Origin of the sequence: Citricoccus sp. I39-566 (assembly GCF_031432995.1) — a bacterium.
Taxonomy (GTDB): Bacteria; Actinomycetota; Actinomycetes; order Actinomycetales; family Micrococcaceae; genus Citricoccus; species Citricoccus nitrophenolicus_A.
In genome coordinates, this window is sequence record NZ_CP133842.1 from 3,181,822 (window position 1) to 3,202,028 (window position 20,207).

The window sequence follows — 20,207 nt, forward strand, 5'->3', positions numbered from 1 at the left end:
AACCGGAAGGTGAATTCCTCGTGAACCACGCTAGTCACCGGCGGTCGGCGCCGCGATGGGGAGAACTACCCATCGCGGCGGCGAGCGGGTTGGGAGGCCCCGAGCGCGGTGCGGAGCACCACGGGACGGGCCGCCCACGATGGATCACTGGGCGACGAGCGCCCCCGGAAAATCGACGGTGTCCGGCACCCGGTAGAAGCCGTCCAAGGTGTCCATGAAGTCGCCCATGAACCGATGGAAGTCCTCAGCGTCCTGGCGCTGCTCCAAGACCGCGGTGCCGCTGCCGATCCCGGTGGACGATGCCCCGGCGAGAATCCGCGGGGCCCCGACGACCTCGAAACTGGTGCGGACCCCGGTGACGGTCTCGACCTGATACGCGGTGCCGGTGTCCGCCACCGTGGCCACGTTCGTCAGCCCGACGCTGGAGACCGGCGCCAGCGTGGGGGCCACGCCGCCGTGTCCCGCGCCGTCCATCCCGGCCAGGAACCTCTCATCCGCCGGGCACATCACCAGCTCCAGCGGCGAGTGACGATAGCCGAGCACCAGAGCCGAGCCGGAACCGGAGAGCCGGCCGTAGACCAGGCTGTAGTCTCCGTGATTCATCACCTGGGCCTCGAAGCAGGCCCGCAACACGCGCTTGAGTCTTTCCCCATCCATGGTCCCAGTCTAATCGCTGATGTGACCCGCATCACGCACAGGTCTTCTCCATGCCCACTCGCTCACCTACACTGGCGCGACCAGGGACGAAGGGATGGCAGCCGGCGATGAGCGGACGTGTTCCCGACCATCAGGTTCATCGGCCCGTCAATCTCCAGGACTGGGTACACCTCACCTTCCTGCACTGGCCCTACGACGTCGCGACCGTCCAGCGGCTGGTTCCGGACGAGCTCACCGTGCAGGACTGGGATGGACTCACGTGGATCGGCGTCACCCCGTTCCAGATGGCGGGAGTCCGCCTCCCGGGCCTGCCGCCACCTCCGGGATGAGGTGCCTTCCCCGAGCTCAACGTGCGGGCCTACGTGCGCACGCGCAACGGCCGGGACGGCATCTGGTTCCTCGGGATGGTCGTGCCCCGGCTCACCTTCATCGCCGCCCTCCCCGGCCTCGGCCTGCCCTATGAGCGTTCCCGCTCGACCCTGACCGTGGACGGTGCGCGCTGGACCTACCGGTTCGGCACACCGCACGGGCTCCGCACCCGATCGGACAGCTGGTTCCAGGCGGCCGTGGACGTCGGGCGGCCGCTGGAGGAGGCAGGACGGACGCCACCGGTGGAGAGCCTCACCGCACCGCTGCGCTGGGCGAGGCTGCCCTCACCGACCGAGGACCCGCTCGTCCACGCAGCGCCCGCCGTGCACACCCGGCTCGGGGTCCCCCGCCCCGCCTGAGCACGGGGCCGAACTTGCACCTTCAAGGACGGGTCGCCCAAGTGACACGGAGACGTCGCTGCCGTACACCTTCCCGTGCACCACCGTTCACAGGCGGGGTTCAGGGTGGAGAGCGCAAAACGGTTACCCCCGGCCGGACCACTTCTCCATCGGAAGGTACTTCGTGAACGCGTTCACTCGCCCCACCAGGCCCCGAAAGGCCCGCCTTGCCGCGGGCGCCCTGGCCCTCGCCACCACCGGCGCGCTGCTGAGCCCGGCGGTCACCGCCGCGGCGGCCACCCCCGTCACCGCGCCCACCACCGCCGCAACCCCAGCCGCCGATGCCGGTGCCGCCTGGGACGAGACGGCCTTCCGCGGCTCCGTGGACGTCGTCGACGGCGCCGACGAGACCCCCGAGGTCCTCGAGGGTGTGGTCTTCGACGACCTGAACCAGAACTCGCAGCAGGACGAGGACGAGCCGGGCATCGCGGACGTGAGCGTGTCCAACGGCCGGGACATCGTCACCACGGACGAGGACGGCGCCTACGAGCTGCCGGCCTTCGAGAACATGACGGCGTTCGTCACCCAGCCGGCCGGCTACCAGGTCCCGGTGGATGAGGAGAACGTGGCCCAGTTCCACTACCACCACCTCCCCGAGGGCTCCCCGGAGCTGAAGTACGGCGGGCTGGAGCCCACCGGCGCACTGCCGGCAGCCGTGAACTTCCCGCTGGCGCAGGACGAGGACGCCGCCGCGGCCACCCAGGAGTGCCTGGTGGGCGGAGACGTGCAGACCTACACCGAGGAGGAGATCGAGTACGCGCGCGCCGGGGCCTTCGCCGACCTCGCGGCCCGCTCCGGTTATGAGAACTGCGGCGCCCTGTTCGTGGGGGACGTGGCCGGGGACGACCTGTCCCTCTACCCGGGCATCCGCACGCTGACCGAGATGATCAACGGCCCCGCCCGCTTCCTGCCGGGCAACCATGACATCGACTTCGACGCCACCGAGCAGGAGCACGCCTTCGACTCCTACCGCGCGGGCCTGGGCCCGGAGTACTACTCCTATGACGTGGGCGACGCCCACTTCGTGGCGCTGAACAACGTGGAGTACCCCTTCTCCGGGGACACCACGTACAACGGGGCCATCGACGAGGAGCAGATGGAGTGGCTGCGCCAGGACATCGCCAACACCCCCGAGGACAAGCTCGTGGTGATCGCCGCCCACATCCCACTGCTGGGCTTCGCCGACCAGAACGGCACCCAGCACCAGACCGACCAGGTCAAGGAGATCCACGAGCTGCTCGAGGGTCGCGAGGCCATCTCGTTGGCCGGTCACGTGCACGCGATCGAGAACCTGCGCGAGGGCGACAGCCTGGCCTCCTGGAAGGAGCTGTTCGACGTGGACGAGCTGCCCTTCCCGCACCTGACCGTGGGCGCCATCTCCGGCGACTGGTACTCCGGAGAGATGCTCGACGACGGCTACCCCACCGCCCTGCAGCGGGACGGCGCCTACCCGGGCGTGCTGACCATGGACCTGGAGGGCAATCAGGTCTCGGAGCGCTTCACCCGCACCGGGGACGACGGCACCGATCAGATGGCCCTGGGCCTGAACACCCCGGCCTACCGCGACTGGTTCGAGGAGAACATCGACGCCGAGGACGCCGCGCCGGAGTTCGAGGACCCGCTCACCGTGGGCCAGGACGAGTTGGCGGACACCTGGCTGACCACCAACTTCTTCATGGGCGCCACCGGCTCCACCGTGGAGGTCTCGGTGGACGGCGGCGAGGCCCAGGCGGCCGAGCGCACCCAGCCGATGCAGGGCGAGGAGCAGTACACCGGCGCCGAGTACTCGGACCCGACGGCCGTGCAGGAGCAGCTGGTTCACGGCGGCTCCGTGGCGGACCGCACCTCCCACCTGTGGCGCCTGCCCGTGCCGGAGGACCTGGAGGCCGGCGAGCACACCGCCGAGGTGACCGCCACGGACGTGCACGGCAACGTCTCCACCGAGTCCCTGACCTTCGAGGTCACCGAGGGCTCCACGGAGCCGGAGGGGCCGATCACCTTCTCGGACAACCCCGAGGGTTCGGCGTTCTACGCCCCGGTGCAGTGGATGGCCGCCAACAACATCTCCACCGGCTACGTGGACGGCACCTTCCGCAAGTACCGGGACGTCACCCGCGGTCAGACCGCGGCCTTCCTCCACCGCTTCGTCAAGCCGGAGTTCGAGGCCCCGGAGGACAGCCCGTTCGACGACGTCACGGACGCCAACTCGTTCTACGAACCGATCACCTGGGCCGCCGCCGAGGAGATCACGCTCGGCTACGCCGACGGCACCTTCCAGCCGTACCAGTCGGTGACCCGCGGCGAGTTCGCGACGTTCCTGTACCGGCTCGCCGGGCCGGAGCACACCGCCCCCGGGGAGAGCCCCTTCGATGACCTGACCACGGGCAACATCCACTACGAGGCCATCACCTGGCTGGCCTCCCAGGGCATCACCATCGGTGACACCGAGGGCCACTTCAACGCCTCCGAGGCCGTGACCCGCGGCGAGATCTCGGCCTTCCTGCAGCGGTACGACAACACCCAGGGCTGATCCGCGAGCAGCACCAACGAAGTCCCACGCATTGGCCGAGACCCCCAGGGTCTCCGGGCAATCCGTGGGACTTCGCTGTGTCCGGGGACAGCGCGCACCGCCCCAGGCCATGAAATCTCTTTATATCCACTGTGTGATCCATCGCAGTTAGCATCAAAAACAAGGAACCAGAAAGGACTTTTCATGTGGAATTTTGATGCGACCTCGAGCGCGCTGCTCGTGGTGGACATGCAACGCGACTTCGTGGAGGAGGGCCGGCCCATGGAGGTGCCGATGGCCCGGGCGCGGATCCCGCAGATGCGCGAGCTGGTGGAAGGAGCCCGGGGCGCCGGCGTGCCGGTGATCTTCACCCAGCACGTGCTCTACGACTCCTTCAACGTCTCCCCGCTGGAGACCGCCAACAACCAGCTCCTGCTCACCGAGGGCATGCGGGACGGCACGGACGGCATCGAGATCGTGGACGGACTGGACGCCCGCGCCGAGGACCACTACGTGCGCAAGCACCGCTATGACGCCTTCTACAACACGAACCTCGAGGTGCTGCTGAACACCGTGCGCGGCTACCGCACCGTGGACACCCTGGTCATCGCCGGCACGCTGACGGAGGTGTGCTGCGAGTCCACCGCCCGCAGCGCCTTCATGCGGGACTTCAAGGTGGCCTTCGCCGGCGAGTCCACGGGCGCCCTGTCGGAGACCGCGCAGACCGCCACCCTGGATGCCATCACCCGCTACTTCGGCCGGGTGCTGAGCAACGCCGAGATCCTCCAGGGGTTCACCGACGGAGCCACGGAGGCACGGCGGTGAGCCGCCTGACCGCCAGGCCCCGCCTGGACACCCCGCAGAAACGACGGCGGTACGAGCGCAACGCGGTCATCCTCCTGGCGCTGGGCTTCGGCCTTGTAGGCCTGGACCGGTGGATCATCTCCCCGCTGTTCCCGGCCATGATGGCCGACCTCGAACTGGACTACGCGGACCTGGGCAACATCATCGGTGCCCTCGGGCTGGCCTGGGGCATCTCCGCCCTGTTCATGGGCCGGCTCTCCGACCGCTTCGGCCGGCGCAAGGTCATGGTCCCCGGCATCATCCTGTTCTCGCTGTGCTCGGTGTTCACGGGACTGGCCGGCGGGCTGATGTCCCTGATCCTGATCCGCGCCCTGATGGGCATCACCGAAGGCGCCTTCAGCCCGACGGCGGTGGCCTCCACCGCGGAGGCCTCGGCCCCGAAACGGCGCGGGTTGAACATGGGCTTCCAGCAGAGCACCTTCGCGCTGTTCGGCATCGGCCTGGGCCCGATCATCGCCACCCAGTTGCTCGTGGTGCTGCCCAGCTGGCGCTGGGTGTTCGCCATCATGGTCATCCCGGGCCTGATCCTGGGCTTCCTGATCTGGCGCACCATCCGCGAGCCCGAGGAGCTGCGCGAGGACCTGCTCGAAGCCGAGCACGACGGCCAACCGGACCCTGCAGCGGTCCCGGCGGGGCCGGCGTCGTCCCCGTCCGTGCTGCACGGCGAGGGCGAGGCCGAACGCCACCGGTGGATCGACGTCTTCCGGTACCGGAACATCGTCTTCTGCACCCTGGCGTTGTGCGGTGCGATGACGTGCATCTTCGTGATGAGCTCCATGGTGCCGAGCTACCTGACGGACTTCCACCACATGAGCCTGCAGGACATGGGCCTGGCCACCTCCGGCATCGGCTTCGGCGCCTTCGCCGGCCAGCTGCTGATCCCGGGGATCTCGGACAGGATCGGCCGCAAGCCGGCGGCACTGATCGCCCTGGCGCTCGGACTGGCCATGATGCTGCTGCTGATCGCCCAGGGACCGAACACCCTGACCATCTTCCTGCTGCTCTTCGCCGTGGCGCTCGGCGTCAACGGGACGCTGGCGCTGGTCTCGGCCACCGTCTCCGTGGAGTCCGTGCCCCCGGCGCTGATGGCCACCGCCGCCGGCGCGGTCATGGGCATCGGCGAGATCTTCGGCGGTGGCATCGCCCCGGTGGTCGCGGGTCAGCTGGCCACGGCCTTCGGTATCCAGGCCCCGCTCTATCTGGCGCTGGGCGGGATCGTCTTCGCCTTCCTCATGGTGCTGTTCCTGGTGGAGTCGGCGCCGCGCAAGCGCACCCGGGACCCGGTGGCACAGAACCTGGTACCGGCTGTTGATTAGGTTGAATAGGCAGCATGGACGTTGAGACCATGCGCACGTTCCTGAGCGTGGCCCGCAACCGCAGCATCTCGCGGGCCGCTCAGGAACTGTTCGCCACCCAGCCGACCATCAGCCTGCGCATCAAACGGATGGAGGCCGAGCTGGGCTTCGCCGTGTTCAGCCGCAGCTGGCGCGGGGCGGAGCTGACGCCCCAGGGACGGCACGTCCTACCGACCATCGCCGATCACCTGATCCGCCTGCAGACAGCCACCGCCATGGCCCAGCAGGACGGCGGACACTCGGGCACCTCCAGCATCCTGGACGCGCACGCGGCCCTCGAGTCGGTGGCCGTGGACGAATGGATCGTCGGCGAGGGCATCGCCCAGCTCGTCCAGGCCCTGGACGCCATCGAGGGGGTGCACCTGACCGTGACCGATTCCGCCCGGCTGCAGTCCATGGTCGCGCACGGCGTGTGCACCCGCGGGATCACCTACGCCACCCCGGCGCCCCAGGCCTGGAGCGCGAAGGAGACCGTCCTGTGGGAGGAGCCGCTCGCCGTCGTCCATCCCCGGGGCGAGTCCCTGGCCGAGCCCTACTCCACCGCATCCCTCCGGGAGTTCTTCGCCAGTCGGAAGTTCATCCTCATGGACGACCCGGTCTTCACCGACCACGCCGGCATCACCGGCCCGATGCTGGAGGCGATCACCCCGGCCGGCACCACGGTGGTGGACCACACCTCCATCATGGCCGCGCTGTGCACGCTGCCCGGCCACGCCACCATCGTCCCCGCGGGGCTCTGCGCCCGGAAGCCCGCCTTCGCCCAGGACGGGGTGGAGTGGTCCGAGCTCGATCCGAGCTGGGGGCTCCTTCCGGTGGTGATGATCGGGGCCGCAGCGGAGCCGACGGCGGCCGAGCGGGAGATCGACGGTGCCGTCTTGGCTTGGGCGCGGGAAGAAGGCGGGATCTAGCCGGCGGCGCTCGGCGAACTAAGGCTTGCGGTCGAGTTTTCGAGGCGCCGGGCCACTCGGCGTCCGCGAGAGTATCGGCACGGTACGTTCCAGGGCGCCCCGCAGCCATTCGATCGCCGGGTCATCTTCGTCGCGTGGATGCCAGTAGACGCGCTCAGCCATCGGAATCGACAGGTCATCGGGCAGCTCGAACGTCGATAGCGCCAGCGTTCGCGAAGCCTTGGCTGCGAGCATCCGAGGAACGAACGCCACCATCTGCGTACCAGCCACCAGCAACGGAAGGGTCGCGAGGCCGAACAATCGGGCGCTGATGGTGTTACCGATTCCCGCTCGACGGAGCAGACCTTGAACAGCATCCTGATCAGGATCATTGAGGTAGGCCACGGCGTGCGGCAGCGCCTCCAGGTCCTCGAGTGAAGGATGTGTCCGTGCCAGGACCTCGTTGTCCTGAGAGGCGATCAGCACGAAGTCATCGGTGAACAATTCGCTGGAATTCCCCGGAATCCCGAAGCCGTCCGGCCCGACAATGAGGTCGAGCGATGCGAAGGCACCGAGTGTTCCGTCACGGGAAGGTTGGGGTGCGAAGTCGATGGAGGTGCCCGGCGCCTCCTTCGCGAAGGTTTCGAGGAGAGGGCCGGCGAGAATCGCCGTCATGTAGTCCGTCGAGGCGATCACGAATCGGCGTTCACTCTGCAACGGGTCGAAGATCAGCTTGCGGTCGATGACCGGCTTGAGTTGCGTCATCGCGTGCACCACGGCCGGAAGAAGATCACGCGCGAAGGGCGTGAGCTGCATCGTGCGGCCAGCTCGGACGAGCAGTTCGTCGTCATAGTGCCGCCGGAGCCGTGACAGCGTGGCCGAGGTCGCCGGCTGGCTCAGGTGTAGCCGGCTGGCAGCGCGGGTGACGCTGCGCTCCTCCAGCAGCACGTGGAGCGGACGCAGCATGTTGAGGTCGAATCGAGCCACGGCTCCTCCAGTATCTGCTTCACGGATATGCGCCATTTCAGTTTGGCGATTGTACGAATACTAGTCGGGTGTGACGATCATCTCATGCGTTGCCTCAGGCAGCGCGATTTCCACCGACGAAGGAAAGCGAGATCGATCATGACCATGGTCACTGAGGCGCCCCGGCGGCCGACGCCTACGGGAGAGTTCCGGCGAGGATGGCCTGCCCTCCTGTTCTCCACAGTGGGCGCCGGCGTCGGCTTCAGCTCGCTCGGGTACATCCTCGGCACACTCGTCGTGCCACTGCAGAGCGAGTTCGGATGGGGCCGCGGCCAGATCAACCTCGCCAGCCTGGTCAGTTCACTCGGACTCGCCTTCGCGTTGCCGTTCGTCGGCAAACTACTGGACCGATTCGGCGTCAAACGCGTCACGTTGGTCTCGGTACCACTGCTCGTCATCACACTCGCCATGGTCGGCCTGTTCACGTCGAGCCTCGCGGTGTTCCTGATGTTCTACGCGTTCGCAGGCCTGCTCGGGGCCGGAACGTCAGCCGTCACGTATTCCAAGGCCATCGTCGAGAAATTCGACACGCGTCGCGGCATCGCGCTCGGCATCATGGCTGGGGGCCTGGGCTCGGCCGGCCTGCTGCTTCCGCCGCTCATGGGCATGATCATTGCGGATGCCGGCTGGCGAGGGGCCTATCTGACGATGGCGGCGCTGGCGGCGCTTCCCTTCGTGCTCGTCTTCTTCGCACGGCTGAGTGCGCCGTCATCCACGGCGATGGAGCCCCTCGCCGGGACTGCCACCAAGCCCGCACACCTTCGCGAGGCGATACGACGCCGCGAGTTCTGGATCCTGTGCGCCGCCTTCTTCCTGCTCGGCTGGGCCCTGCTCACCATGGTGCCGCACTTCGTGCCCCTGCTCATCGACTCCGGCGTGGACCCGGTGCAGGCGGCTTTCCTCTCGTCTCTCATCGGCGTCGGGACCGTGATCGCCCGTCCCGTCATCGGCTGGCTCTTCGATCGCTTCTACGCCACGTATGTTGCCGTGCCCATGTTCATCGCCGCAGCCATCGGCTGCCTCCTGTTGCTCTGGGGAGGTGCAGCATTGGCCCCGCTGACAGCGCTGCTGATCGGCATCGGCTTCGGTGCGGAGATCGACCTCATGAGCTACTTGAGCTCCCGATACTTCAGTCGCCAGTCCTTCGCCTCCCTCTACAGCTTCGTCTACAGCCTGTTCATGGTCGGTAGCGCCCTCGGGCCGGTCGTCGCCGGGTTCTTCTTCGACTCCCAGGGGAGCTACTCGAGTCCGCTCGTGATGGCCGCCTCGATGATGGCAGTCGCCGCCATCCTGCTCCTCACCCTGCCGAAATTCACGAAGGCGCATTCATGAACGACCAGCCAGTACTGCAGCAACTCACCGAAGACGTGTGGGCCTACATCCAGCCCGACGGCGGCTGGATGATCAACAACATGGGGCTCATTGCTCGTCCAGACGGGCTGACGAGCGTTGACGTCACCTCGACCGAGCGACGGACCCGCGACTATCTCGATGCGGTGGAGGTTGCCACCGGCGGTCCGGTACAACGCGTGATCCTGACCCACGCGCATCCGGACCACTGCAACGGGGCTTCGCTACTGCCCGAGGCCGAGATCATTGCCCATCGAGGGGTGGCGGAGGAACTTCGCGCACCGCACGCTCTGGCTCCGCATCTCTTCACGCCGTTCGACCAGGGTGCTGTCCAACCCCGGCTACCCACGGTCGTGTTCAACGAGTCCGTCACCATCGCGCCCGGTGACCGGCCCATCGAGGTGCGGCACCCCGGCATGACTGCACACACCTCGGGCGATGCCTACGTGTGGCTGCCGACCGAGCGCGTGCTCTTCACCGGTGACCTCGTCTTCAATGGCGGCACCCCGTTTGCCCTCTCGGGTTCCCTCCACGGCTGGCAGCAAGCGCTCCACGGAATCGCCGCACTCGAGCCCGCCGTCGTCGTGCCAGGCCACGGGCCAGTGGGCGGACCTGAGGTGCTCGAGCCGGTGCGGACCTACCTCTCCTTCGTCACCGAGGCAGCGGCAGATGCCGACAAGCGCGGACTCGACCCCTTGGAGGCGGCCCGCGCCCTCGACCTCGGTCCCTTCGCGGACTGGCCCGAGCGCGAGCGCATCGTCGGCAACCTGCACCGTGCACTCGCCGAGCTTCGCGGTACGGAGGTCGACATCCCGGCCGCGTGGCAAGACATGTACGAGTACAACGGCGGGGCTCCACTCGACTGCCATGCATGACCCGTTCCTCCGCCCCCAGATCACGAAGAGAGCAGCATGAAACTTGCACGATGGACCGATCCCGACGGCACCCTCAGCGAGGGATTCGTCATCGACGACGCGGTCGTCCCGTTCCCTGACGGGATGACCGTCGCTTCGGTGCTCGAGCAGGGGCTCGACGGAGCGCGGAAGCTGTTCGATCGGGTGCAGTCAGCACCGCGGACGTCGCTGAGCCACATTCAGCTCCTCGCCCCGCTCACGCCGACCACGGTGCGCGATTTCGTCACCTTCGAAGAGCACGTCGAGGGCGTGAGCGCAGGGGTCGAGGGCAAGAGCAACGTCGCCGCCGAGTGGTACGAGGCGCCGACCTTCTACTTCACGAATCCCCACACGATCTCCGGAACGGGCGCGGTCATCGGGTTTCCGGTCTGCGAGCGACTCGATTTCGAGCTCGAGCTGGCGGCCGTGATCGGCGGCGGACCGGATGCTCCCGAGTCCAACCTCGATGTCGATCAGGGCGAATCAGTCATCTTCGGGTACTGCATCATGAACGACTGGTCGGCGCGTGATCTGCAGGCCCGGGAGATGCAGGTGCGCTTAGGGCCAGCGAAGGGCAAGGACTTCGGCATGACCCTGGGCCCGTGGATTGTCACGGCCGATGAATTCGCCCCCTACCTCGACGCCGAGGGGTTCCTCGCCGTGCGAGCGGAGGCGTACATCAACGGCGAACTGGTCGGCGAGGACCTGGTGTCGAACATGGGGTGGCCGTTCCCCGAACTGGTGGCCTATGCCTCCCGTAACTCGCGTGTTGTCCCGGGTGATGTGCTCGGCTCAGGCACCGTGGGCAACGGCGGCTGTCTCGGAGAGCTGTGGGGACGAAATGGGGGGCTCACACCGCCGCCACTGAACGTGGGAGATGCGGTACGCCTCGTGATCGAAGGCCTCGGGGAGATCCAGAACACCGTGGGCGCGCCGGTTCCGGCCCCGCCGATTCCGGCTGCCCGCCCGCGCACGAGACAGCGTCGGCGGGTGGACTGAAGTCGCAGTGATGGCATGTTGAACCGCGTTGGGATTGCTCCCAAGACGCTGGAGTCGGCCGGCCGGACGCTAGGACGGGAGACGGGGCCCACCCAGCCGGGGCCGTAGGCCAGCAGGACGGCGGTGCGCACCTCGTCCGCGCCGGTCCCGTCCTCATCGGAGAAGTCGGTGATGAAGGGCACGACGCCGGCCCCCTCCTCAGCTGGTCCGCTCCCCTCGGTCTGTCCGTTCCCCTTGGTCGGTGCTTTTTGACACCGCCGATGATTATCGTCTGCCTACCCCGGAATCACGCCGACACGTCGGGGGCGCGATCACTCCTGTCAACAGCCGCCGAAACTGCGAAAGTCCAGGCATCAACGAAGTCCCACGAATTGCTCAAGACCGCCGGGGTCCCGCGTCAATTCGTGGGACTTAGTTGCATTGAGGTGGCCGCCGACCCGGTCAGCTGACGGACGCCCTGTGGGCGCCGGCGTGGCCGCGTGGTCGGATGCACGCCGCCTTGGCGATCTTCATCGGGGCACCGCAGCGTGGCCTACCGCGGAGGGCCAGGAGGCGGTCAGGATCCGCGCTGGACGCCAGGCGCCGAAGGGCTGCCTCCAGGGCCCTATCCGGCCTGGGCTCACCGGTGTCCGGGTCCCAGCCAGCGGTCATGGCTGCGGTGATCTCATCCGTGGTCAGCAACGCGGCCACGCCCTCATCGAGCAGGCCGGATGCCACGGCCGCCTGACGCACGCCCGGTGGCGCGGGATCGGGGATGTAGTCCCATTGCTCCAGCCCGGTCACGTCACTCATGACCTGGTCGAGAAGCTCGAGCATCTCCCAGATCTGTTGCACCTCGGACGCCGTGAGGACGCCGGAGGCCACGAGGGCGTGGGCCACGTCGTGGACCAAGCCATCGCGCCGGTGACCAACGGCTACGACCTCCACGAGTCCGGCGCCGCCGTCGGTGATCGTCGAGCGGAAGACGATCCGATAGGTCCGGTTGACGGACTCGGCTGTGTTGAACCCGGCCAGCTTCTGGCCGCCGCGGTTGGACAGTGGGTGTTTGCCCCAGGGCACCCGGCAGATGGCGACGATGTCTTCCAGGACCTGGAGTTGCTCCTCGGTGGAGATGTTCGAGTCGATCCATTCGATCACCTGCTCGGAGACCACGATCTCAGCCTGGTCATCCGGGAAAGACTCCCCTGTCCTCAACGACGCCCCAGCTTGGCCCGTGCTTCTTCCAGGGTTCGGAAGGCGGACCGATCGGAGACCAGGGCGGCGGCGCTGGCCAGGACCTGGTCCTGCGTCTCGCGGACCGTCCGGACCAGGTCGTCGTACCGCTCGGGTGACAGGGTGACGGACACGGGCTTGTTGTGGCTGGTGACCACCACCGGCTGCTCCTGGGCCTTGGCCGTGACGTAGGCGGCCCCTTTGCGGTTCGCCAGCGTGGCAGGGACCCGGAGGAATCCTTCAGTGCTCATCGGCCAATCCTAGCGACCGATGGCCATAAACTACATACTTTCGGCCCTACCAGACATGCGTCTCGCCCCCGTTGCTTCATGCACTAGCAATTTCTGCCCGCAAAACGCCGGGGTTTGGGCTCCGGTCAGGAGGGGAGGCGGGTCCCGGACCAGCGGGGCCCGTAGCCGAGCACGACGGCGGCGCGCACCTCGTCCGCGCCGGTCCCGTCCTCGTCGGAGAAGTCGGTGATGATGGTCCCGGCCTCGGCGTCGGCCCGGACGCCGGCCCCGCCCGGTTCACCGCTGCCGGTGGCGCGGACCAGCTCCAGATCCAGCCAGGAAGCGGCCGGATCGTCGGGGAAGCCGGCCAGCGTCTCGGCCAGGCCCCTCCCCCACTCGACCACTGTCACGGAACGGTCCACGGTGGCGTCCAGGTCCAGGTCCATCAACTCCCCGGCGGAGCCCAGCCGATAGGCGTCCACGTGCACCAGATCGGGGCCGTCACCCAGAGCCGGATGGATCCGTGAGAGCACGAACGTCGGGGAGATGATGCCCTCGCGCACGCCCAGCCCGGCACCGAGGCCCTGGGTGAAGGTCGTCTTGCCCGCGCCCAGCTCGCCGGTCAGGATGAGCACGTCGCCGGCCCGCAGCACCGAGGCCAGCTCAGCGGCCCAGGCCTGGGTGGCCTCGGCCCCGTCCAGTGTCACCTCCACGCGCTGGACCGGCTCGGGCAGCCGGGACGCGGCGCCGGTCAGGTCCCTCACCGGCCCGGGCCCGTCGGGGCGCCGGTGTCCTCGCCCGGCTGGGTGTCCACGTGGATGCGGGTCACGCGGGAGCCGATCCGGGTCACCAGCTCGTAGTTGATCGTGCCCGCGGCCGAGGCCCACTCATCGGCGGTGATCCCGGACTTCGGCCCGAACAGCTCCACGGCAGCCCCCACGGGCGCCACGGCAGGGTCCTCGGTCAGCAGGTCCACCACGAACTGGTCCATCGCGATCCGCCCGGCCACCTCGTACCGCTGGCCGCCGATCGAGACGGGCGCGTCGAGGGCGGTGCGCGGCACCCCGTCCCCGTAGCCGAGCGGGATCAGCGCGAGGCGCGTGGCCGCCGTGGTCCGGTAGCGGTAGCCGTAGGAGACGCCGTGGTCGGGGCCCACCGCCTTGTTCTGCGCCACCGTGGTGGTGACGGACATGGCCGGGCGCAGGTCGAAGTCCTCGGCGGGGCGGTCGCTGAAGGGGGTGAGGCCGTAGATGCCGAGGCCGGCGCGGACGAGGTCCAGGTGGGAGTCCGGGCGGTCGAGGATGCCCGGGGTGTTGGCGATGTGCCGCACGTCCGGGTTCAGCCCGGCGGCGCGCGCGGTCTCCACGGCTGAGTGGAAGAGTTCGAGCTGCTCGTCGGTCTCGGCCTCGCGCTCCTCCTCGTCCGCCACGGCCAGGTGGGAGAAGATCCCCACCACGCGGATCAGGCCGGACTCCTGCAGCTCGGCGGCGTGCGCCACCACCTGCGGCCAGTCCTCGAGGGTGCAGCCGTTGCGGCCCAGCCCGGTGTCGACCTTCAGGTGCACGCGCGCGGGGCGCTCCAGCCGCTGGGCGGCCGCGGCGATCGGCTCGAGTTCCCAGCCGGAGGCGCCCAGGTCGATGTTCTCCTCCACGCCACGGCCGAACGGGGTGTCCCGGGTGTGCAGCCAGGCCAGCATGGGCGCGGAGATCCCGGCCTCGCGCAGCTCGAGCGCCTCGGAGACGTGGGCCAGGCCCAGCCAGGTGGCCCCGGCGTCCAGGGCGGCTCGCGCCACGGGCACCGCGCCGTGCCCGTAGCCGTCCGCCTTGACCACGGCCATCAGCGCGGCCGGCTGCACCCAGGAGCGCAGGGCGGCCACGTTGTGCCGGATGGCGGCCAGGTCCACGACGGCGGCCCTCTCGGCCGGTCCGGACCGCTTCAGCGCCGCGGTGGTGCTGGAGGACCCGGTGGGGGTGTGCCCGGGACGGGGGTGCTGCCGGAAGCCCGAATGGTGGTCGGCGCGTGGGTCGGTGGCGTGGTCTGCAGACATGATGCTGTCCATTCTTCCACCCGCGGCGGACATTCCACGGTCAACACCGGACTACAGGTTCACCAGGACCAGGAAGAAGCCCGCCATGACGTGCAGGCTTCGTCCAGCGGAAAACCGGTGAAGTCCCGCCCGCGCGCAGAAGGCGCGTGGCCGGCGTCGTGCATCTGGGGTTGCCCACGTACCGAACGAGTACGCACCCGCCTTACCCGCACCCCCGCTCCTCCCTAGGTTCGAGGGCATGAAGGGCATCATCCTGGCCGGTGGCACCGGCTCCCGACTGCACCCGATCACCCTGGGGGTGTCCAAGCAGCTGGTCCCGGTCTATGACAAGCCGATGATCGACTACCCGTTGTCCACCCTGATCCTGGCCGGCATCCGGGACATCCTGATCATCACCACCCCCCACGACGCCGAGGCCTTCCACCGGCTCCTGGGCGACGGCTCCCGCTTCGGCATCAACCTCACCTACACCGTCCAGCCCTCCCCCGACGGGCTCGCCCAGGCCTTCCTGCTCGGCGAAGACCACATCGGCACGGACACCGTGGCCCTGGTGCTCGGCGACAACCTCTTCTACGGCGCCGGCATGGGAGAGCAGCTCGAACGCTTCCAGGACCTCGACGGCGGCGCCGTGTTCGGCTACCAGGTCAAGGACCCCACCGCCTACGGCGTCGTGGAGTTCGACGAGAACGGCCGGGTGCTCTCCCTCGAGGAGAAACCCACCCACCCCAAGTCCACCTACGCCGTGCCCGGACTGTACTTCTATGACAACGGCGTCATCGACATCGCCCGGGACCTGGAACCCTCACCCCGCGGCGAACTCGAGATCACCGACGTCAACCGCGCCTACCTCGCCCAGGGCCGGCTCCAGGTCTCCATCCTGCCCCGCGGCACCGCCTGGCCGGACACCGGCACCTTCGACGACCTCAACGACGCCTCCGACTTCATCCGCACCGTCGAGAAACGCCAGGGCCTGAAGGTCTCCGCCCCCGAAGAGGTCGCCTGGCGCCGCGGCTCCCTCACCGACGACGATCTACGCCGCGTGGCCGAATCCCTCGTCAAATCCGGCTACGGCCAATACCTGCTCGGACTGCTCGAACTCGAGCGGGAAACCTCGGAACTCGGCCTCAGGACCGCGTCATGAGCGAGCCACAGACTCTGGTGTGCACGTGCATCCGGGATGAGGGGGACCCGCGGACGGTGGCCATCCTGGACCCGGAGTGCCCTCGCCTGCATCGGCACTGACCTTCACCCGACGTCGGGCAAACCCCGCTCATGGAACTACCGGGTGAGGATCCCCACCACGTCATCGACGTGCGAGAGGAACGGTGAGTGCCCGGCGTCCAGTTCACTGACCCGTGCGGGCACGCGCCCGGCCATGAGGCGTTGCAGGGCCGGCGGGATGGCTTGGTCCTGCGTACAGACCACATAGTCTGCTGGCGGAAGATCGGCCCCTTCGAGGGTCACCGGAGTGGCGAAGACAGCCAGTGGTTGACGGTCCAACCGCTCCTCCGCCGCAGCGGCCTCCTCCTCGTCCACGCCGTTGTAGAAGACCGATCGCGCCTGCGAGAGATCGAACGTGGCGATCGGCGGTTCTCCGTCGACCGTGATGTTGGCCTGAACGCCGTCGCCGGCGCCCTCGGGCAGGGCCGTGAGGTCCAGCAAGGATTCTCCATCGATCGGACGGAAGGCGGTCAGGTAGACCAATCGGGACACGCGGTCCGGAACTCGTGCGGCGGCCTGGGTGATCACCACCCCACCCATGCTGTGGCCCACCAGGACGGCAGGCTCCGGACCGGCCTCTAAGGCCTCGACCACGCGTTCGGTGGCGCGGTCCAGATCGACCTGCTCCAGTGGCGTTCCATCGTCACCGGCTCCAGGAAGGTCCGGGGCGCTCACGGAGTGCCCCGCCTGCCGAAGTGCCGCAGCCACGTTGTTCCAACACCAGGCGCCATGGAAAGCGCCATGCACGAGCACGAAATGAGTCATGGACCACACTCTAGGCGCGAGGGCGACGTCATGGAGACCGCAGCTCGTCCGGCACAATGAGACCCATGCCCCACCTGACCTTCTGCGGCCTGGACATCGCCTACGACCACCGCGTGCTCCAGCCCCGTTCCTGGACCGAGGCCCAGTCCACCTGGGCCGCCGAGCTGCTCGCCGACGCCCCCGAGGGCCCGGTGCTGGAGCTCTGCGCCGGGGCCGGGCACATCGGTCTCGGTGCCGTGCGGGACACCGACCGCGAACTGGTCATGGTGGACGTCAACCCCGCCGCCGAGGAGCTGTCCCTGCAGAACGCCGCCGCCCACGGCCTGGCGGAGCGGATCACGTTCCGGCTCGGCCGGATGGAGGAGGTGCTGGACGCCGGCGAGCGCTTCGCCGTGATCGTGGCGGACCCGCCGTGGGTCCGCTCGGCCGAGACCTCCCGCTTCCCGGAGGATCCGGTCCTGGCCATCGACGGCGGCGGGGACGGCCTGGACCTGGCCCGCACCTGTGTGGATTTGATGGACCGGCACCTGCACGACGGCGGCGCCGGACTCCTCCAGTTGGGGAACCCCGCGCAGGCGGAGACGATCGCCGCCTACGCCACGGAGCACACTGGCGGGCGGCTCACCCTGGTGGAGGTCCGGAAGTTCGAGAGGGGTGTGCTGGCGCGGCTGACCCGCTGACCCGCTGACCCGCTGACCCGCTGACCGGATCCTGCCCTGCCGACCTGTCGAGATCTGGCCATTGGAATCCCACCACCGAGGCGAGTAAAGGCGACATTGTCACCGCAATTCGATCAAGCGATCTCCCGATCCGATCATTCCAACGATGCGCTCGATGGGTGGCTCGAACCATCCAATGAGCGCTTGGCGGCGCGTATTCCCGACCCGCACCCACACGACGGCCGGCGAACGCACATCGAGTAGGATCATGTTGCGGAAATCCTCGTCCTTGGTCACCAGCACGGCGTCATTCTCCAGTGCGTAGTCCCAGAGGTCCCTGTCCGAGGCATCTCCAGGACCGATGTCTGTGACATGCTCCGCTTCGTGGCCGTGCTCCGTGAGCACCCGCGCCAATGCCGGAGGCAATTGGGCGTCGACCAAAAACCTCACAGGTCAGGAGGCCAGCAGGATGGCGTGGTCGGCCTGCGCCGAGGCGTACTCTAAGCAAGCCCTGACGTCTTCAACGGTGAGGTACGGGTAATCTTCCACGATCTCTTGCTCGCTGGCTCCGGACGCCAAAAGCGCCAGGATGTCTGAGACGCGCATGCGCGTCCCCCGGACGACCGGGCGACCGTGGACAACGGCGGGATCGACGACGATACGCTCGAGCAGATGCATGACCCTATTCTAACGACGGCATCGTGGATAGCATCCCGCATCTTTGTCCCACTGTAGGACAGTGGGTCAGGTCCCCTGACGGCGCTGCAGGACCTTGTGGGTGCCGTCGCACCAGGGTTTGATCGCGGACGCCCCACAGCGGCAGACCGCGCTGACGGGCCGGGTGGTCCGGTGCTCGGTGCCGTCCTCGTCCTGCACCATGTGGTCCCCACGCAGCAGCATGGGTCCGCCGGGGCAGAGGATCACGTCGGGGTGGTCCAGCTCCGGCTCCTCGCCCCCGCTCACGCGGCCCACTGCGCGAGCATGCGCTCCGCGTAGCGGTCGGCGAGGTCCATGGCCGAGAACGCCCCGAGGTAGACGTCGTCATGCAGCGCGGGCTCCTCGGCCAGCAGGGCGCCGCAGATGGTGCGCACCGCGAGCTGCTCGTGCACGGCGTCGGCCTCCACATGCTCGGTGTAGTACTCGGCCATGGACTCCGGGAACCCGAGACGCTGCAGTCCTTGGGCCATCCGCCGCGAGGGCGCGGAGCTGGTGGCCTCGAACGCGGCCAGGAACCCCAGGGACGCCGCGCGCAACCGGCGGTTCAGCCCGAACAGGGACATCGCGTTGTTCTCCTCGAGGATCTCCAGCGGCGCCTCGTCGATGTACGCGCCGTAGGTAGCGTCCAGCCCGCTCTCCCGCAGCCCGCGGACGAACAGGTGGGCGTGCAGGCGGTTGGGGTCGCCATTGCCGTACTCGTCGAACTGCAGCTCCATCACCGCGGCCTTCACCCGGTCCGAAAGGCGCGGGATCACCCAGGTGGTGTGGTCCGCCTCCTTCAGGTGGTAGATGGTGCGGTGCCGCAGCAGCTCAAGGACCTGCTCCTCGGTGGCCTTGCGGTGCACGTGGGCGGCCAGCGAGGGGCCGTCGTGCTCGGCCACGAAGGCGAAGAACGCCTCCTCGAAGCCCTCCGGGTCCGGCACCTCGGGCATCCGCGAGCGCAGGGTCGCCTCGAAATCCCGCTCCAGCCCGCGCCGCAGCGCGATGAGCTGCGGGTCCCACTCCAGCTCCCCCGCCACGTCCTCGAAGCCGCGGTAGTGCTGCTCGTACAGGGCCCACAGCGTCAGCTGGACGTCCTCGGCAGAGTCCTGCGGTGGCGCCTCGCCCAGGCGCGCGGTCTCACCGGTGCGCATCGCCGCGAAGACGGCCTCGCTCAGGGCGCCGCGGGGCTGCGGGGTCAGCACCGGCCCACCTCCGTCCCGGAGGGCGCGAGCCGTCCCGTCGCTGGTCCGGTCGTGTGGTTCTTCCAGGTGCTCACCCTCGTAACGATAGAGCAGAAGCGGGACCCTCTTCATAGGGCAGACTGGAACGGTAACCGACCATCAGGAGGAAACGATGAGCACTGACCCCAACCACCAGGAATCCGCGGAGAACGCGGAGAACCCGGACCAGGAGACGTCCCGCGGCCCGGAGACGGAGCAGGAGTTGGACGAGCAGGTCGAGGAGTCCTTCCCGGCGTCGGATCCGCCCGCCAACTACTGACCGGTCCGGCAGGTAACCCATGCCGGACCGGAGTGAACTGCTGCCGCTCAACCTCCCGGTGGGTGAGCTCCTCATCAGGGGAACCCTCACCTTCCTGGGGCTGACGCTGCTGCTGCGGATCGTCGGCCGGCGTGAGGCTGGCGGCCTCGGCATGACGGACCTGCTCGTCATCGTCCTCATTGCCGATGCCGCCAGCGCAGGGTTGACCGGTGACGCCCAGACCCTGGGGGACGGCGCCGTCCTCGTGGGGACCATCCTGGCCTGGAGCCTCCTGCTGGATGCCGCGGCCCATCGGTGGCCGCGGTTCGCGAAGCTGTACAAGGCGCGGCCCAAGCCCCTCATCGATCGGGTGCGTCTCAACCGGCGCACCATGCGGCGGGAGTTCATGGAGGAGGCGGAGGTCATGTCCCAGCTCCGCCTGCACGGGATCGAGGACCTGCGGAAGGTGCGGCGCGCGCACATCGAGCCCAACGGTCTGATCAGCATCATCCCCTACGAGGGCACCGAGATCGGTGAGACCCCGGAGCCGCCCGCGAGCTGGGGGTGACTGCCAAGCGTGTCCACAGG

22 protein-coding genes and 1 pseudogene are annotated in these 20,207 nt (G+C 68.4%); 12 read left to right on the forward strand and 11 right to left on the reverse strand.

Translation table 11 applies throughout. The annotated features are described in order from the left end of the window. Positions 1-144: 144 nt before the first annotated feature. Positions 145-657: a hypothetical protein gene (locus RE421_RS14550; RefSeq protein WP_309811529.1), complete on the reverse strand. Its 513-nt coding sequence runs from the start codon at positions 655-657 to the stop codon at positions 145-147. A 107-nt stretch (positions 658-764) separates the two neighbouring features. Between RE421_RS14550 and RE421_RS14555 the strand changes: the two are divergent. The 5 genes and pseudogenes from RE421_RS14555 to RE421_RS14575 all read left to right on the forward strand — a co-directional run bounded on the left by RE421_RS14555 (position 765) and on the right by RE421_RS14575 (position 7,060). Further along, positions 765-1,385, forward strand: a pseudogene (locus RE421_RS14555) (DUF2071 domain-containing protein). Positions 1,386-1,548: 163 nt separating this feature from the next. Continuing rightward, positions 1,549-3,954 carry a calcineurin-like phosphoesterase C-terminal domain-containing protein gene (locus RE421_RS14560; protein WP_309811533.1) on the forward strand — a complete coding sequence of 802 codons (2,406 nt, stop codon included), beginning with the start codon at positions 1,549-1,551 and terminating at the stop codon, positions 3,952-3,954. A 183-nt stretch (positions 3,955-4,137) separates the two neighbouring features. Then, complete coding sequence (locus tag RE421_RS14565) at positions 4,138-4,758, forward strand: isochorismatase family cysteine hydrolase (RefSeq protein WP_309811537.1); 621 nt, start codon at positions 4,138-4,140, stop codon at positions 4,756-4,758. Further along, positions 4,755-6,113, forward strand: coding sequence for an MFS transporter (locus tag RE421_RS14570; RefSeq protein ID WP_309811540.1), 1,359 nt, complete (start codon positions 4,755-4,757; stop codon positions 6,111-6,113). Before RE421_RS14565 ends, RE421_RS14570 begins: the two co-directional genes overlap by 4 nt. Before the next feature lie 14 nt (positions 6,114-6,127). Further along, positions 6,128-7,060, forward strand: coding sequence for a LysR family transcriptional regulator (locus RE421_RS14575; RefSeq protein WP_309811543.1), 933 nt, complete (start codon positions 6,128-6,130; stop codon positions 7,058-7,060). Positions 7,061-7,078: 18 nt separating this feature from the next. Here RE421_RS14575 and RE421_RS14580 read toward each other — a convergent pair whose 3' ends face one another. After that, positions 7,079-8,026, reverse strand: coding sequence for a LysR family transcriptional regulator (locus RE421_RS14580; RefSeq protein ID WP_309811547.1), 948 nt, complete (start codon positions 8,024-8,026; stop codon positions 7,079-7,081). Between the two features lie 138 nt (positions 8,027-8,164). Here RE421_RS14580 and RE421_RS14585 point away from each other — a divergent pair, with 138 nt between their 5' ends. Genes RE421_RS14585 through RE421_RS14595 form a run of 3 tightly spaced genes read left to right on the forward strand, consistent with a single transcriptional unit; the run spans position 8,165 to position 11,307 of the window. Then, the gene (locus RE421_RS14585) at positions 8,165-9,397 is read left to right on the forward strand and encodes an MFS transporter (protein ID WP_309811548.1); all 1,233 of its coding nucleotides are present in this window, start codon (positions 8,165-8,167) and stop codon (positions 9,395-9,397) included. Then, positions 9,394-10,290, forward strand: a complete 897-nt coding sequence (locus RE421_RS14590) for an MBL fold metallo-hydrolase (RefSeq protein ID WP_309811551.1) — start codon at positions 9,394-9,396, stop codon at positions 10,288-10,290. Before RE421_RS14585 ends, RE421_RS14590 begins: the two co-directional genes overlap by 4 nt. A 36-nt stretch (positions 10,291-10,326) precedes the next feature. Then, complete coding sequence (locus tag RE421_RS14595) at positions 10,327-11,307, forward strand: fumarylacetoacetate hydrolase family protein (RefSeq protein WP_309811554.1); 981 nt, start codon at positions 10,327-10,329, stop codon at positions 11,305-11,307. A 441-nt stretch (positions 11,308-11,748) separates the two neighbouring features. Here the strand turns inward: RE421_RS14595 and RE421_RS14600 are convergent, their stop codons facing one another. The 4 genes from RE421_RS14600 to alr form a co-directional block, all read right to left on the reverse strand. Beyond that, positions 11,749-12,459: a hypothetical protein gene (locus RE421_RS14600; protein ID WP_309811556.1), complete on the reverse strand. Its 711-nt coding sequence runs from the start codon at positions 12,457-12,459 to the stop codon at positions 11,749-11,751. Between the two features lie 38 nt (positions 12,460-12,497). Continuing rightward, positions 12,498-12,770: a type II toxin-antitoxin system prevent-host-death family antitoxin gene (locus RE421_RS14605; protein WP_309811559.1), complete on the reverse strand. Its 273-nt coding sequence runs from the start codon at positions 12,768-12,770 to the stop codon at positions 12,498-12,500. Positions 12,771-12,895: 125 nt separating this feature from the next. Continuing rightward, positions 12,896-13,513: a tRNA (adenosine(37)-N6)-threonylcarbamoyltransferase complex ATPase subunit type 1 TsaE gene (gene tsaE / locus RE421_RS14610; protein WP_309811563.1), complete on the reverse strand. Its 618-nt coding sequence runs from the start codon at positions 13,511-13,513 to the stop codon at positions 12,896-12,898. Further along, a complete protein-coding gene (alr, locus tag RE421_RS14615; RefSeq protein ID WP_309811566.1) occupies positions 13,510-14,796 on the reverse strand; it encodes an alanine racemase in 1,287 nt (428 codons plus the stop codon). The genes tsaE and alr overlap by 4 nt, the downstream gene beginning before the upstream one ends. Before the next feature lie 238 nt (positions 14,797-15,034). On the opposite strand from alr, the gene rfbA reads away from it, so the two are divergent. Then, entirely contained in the window at positions 15,035-15,937 is a 903-nt protein-coding gene (gene rfbA, locus RE421_RS14620) for a glucose-1-phosphate thymidylyltransferase RfbA (protein ID WP_309811570.1), read from the forward strand. Positions 15,938-16,074: 137 nt separating this feature from the next. Here the strand turns inward: rfbA and RE421_RS14625 are convergent, their stop codons facing one another. Then, entirely contained in the window at positions 16,075-16,782 is a 708-nt protein-coding gene (locus RE421_RS14625) for an alpha/beta fold hydrolase (protein WP_309811573.1), read from the reverse strand. A 65-nt stretch (positions 16,783-16,847) separates the two neighbouring features. On the opposite strand from RE421_RS14625, the gene RE421_RS14630 reads away from it, so the two are divergent. Further along, positions 16,848-17,462 carry a class I SAM-dependent methyltransferase gene (locus tag RE421_RS14630; protein WP_309811576.1) on the forward strand — a complete coding sequence of 205 codons (615 nt, stop codon included), beginning with the start codon at positions 16,848-16,850 and terminating at the stop codon, positions 17,460-17,462. Positions 17,463-17,561: 99 nt separating this feature from the next. On the opposite strand, the gene RE421_RS14635 is transcribed toward RE421_RS14630, so the two are convergent. The 4 genes from RE421_RS14635 to RE421_RS14650 all read right to left on the reverse strand — a co-directional run bounded on the left by RE421_RS14635 (position 17,562) and on the right by RE421_RS14650 (position 19,342). After that, entirely contained in the window at positions 17,562-17,891 is a 330-nt protein-coding gene (locus tag RE421_RS14635) for a DUF5615 family PIN-like protein (RefSeq protein ID WP_309811578.1), read from the reverse strand. 3 nt (positions 17,892-17,894) lie between these two features. Then, positions 17,895-18,119: a DUF433 domain-containing protein gene (locus RE421_RS14640; RefSeq protein ID WP_309811581.1), complete on the reverse strand. Its 225-nt coding sequence runs from the start codon at positions 18,117-18,119 to the stop codon at positions 17,895-17,897. Positions 18,120-18,185: 66 nt separating this feature from the next. Continuing rightward, positions 18,186-18,404, reverse strand: coding sequence for a CDGSH iron-sulfur domain-containing protein (locus RE421_RS14645; RefSeq protein WP_309811585.1), 219 nt, complete (start codon positions 18,402-18,404; stop codon positions 18,186-18,188). Further along, positions 18,401-19,342, reverse strand: a complete 942-nt coding sequence (locus RE421_RS14650) for an iron-containing redox enzyme family protein (protein ID WP_309811588.1) — start codon at positions 19,340-19,342, stop codon at positions 18,401-18,403. Before RE421_RS14650 ends, RE421_RS14645 begins: the two co-directional genes overlap by 4 nt. A 151-nt stretch (positions 19,343-19,493) precedes the next feature. Between RE421_RS14650 and RE421_RS14655 the strand changes: the two genes are divergently transcribed. Continuing rightward, positions 19,494-19,640 (forward strand): hypothetical protein, encoded by a 147-nt coding sequence (locus tag RE421_RS14655; RefSeq protein ID WP_309811590.1) that lies wholly within the window; start codon positions 19,494-19,496, stop codon positions 19,638-19,640. A gap of 19 nt (positions 19,641-19,659) precedes the next feature. Continuing rightward, complete coding sequence (locus RE421_RS14660) at positions 19,660-20,187, forward strand: YetF domain-containing protein (protein ID WP_309811593.1); 528 nt, start codon at positions 19,660-19,662, stop codon at positions 20,185-20,187. The last annotated feature ends 20 nt before the right edge of the window (positions 20,188-20,207 follow it).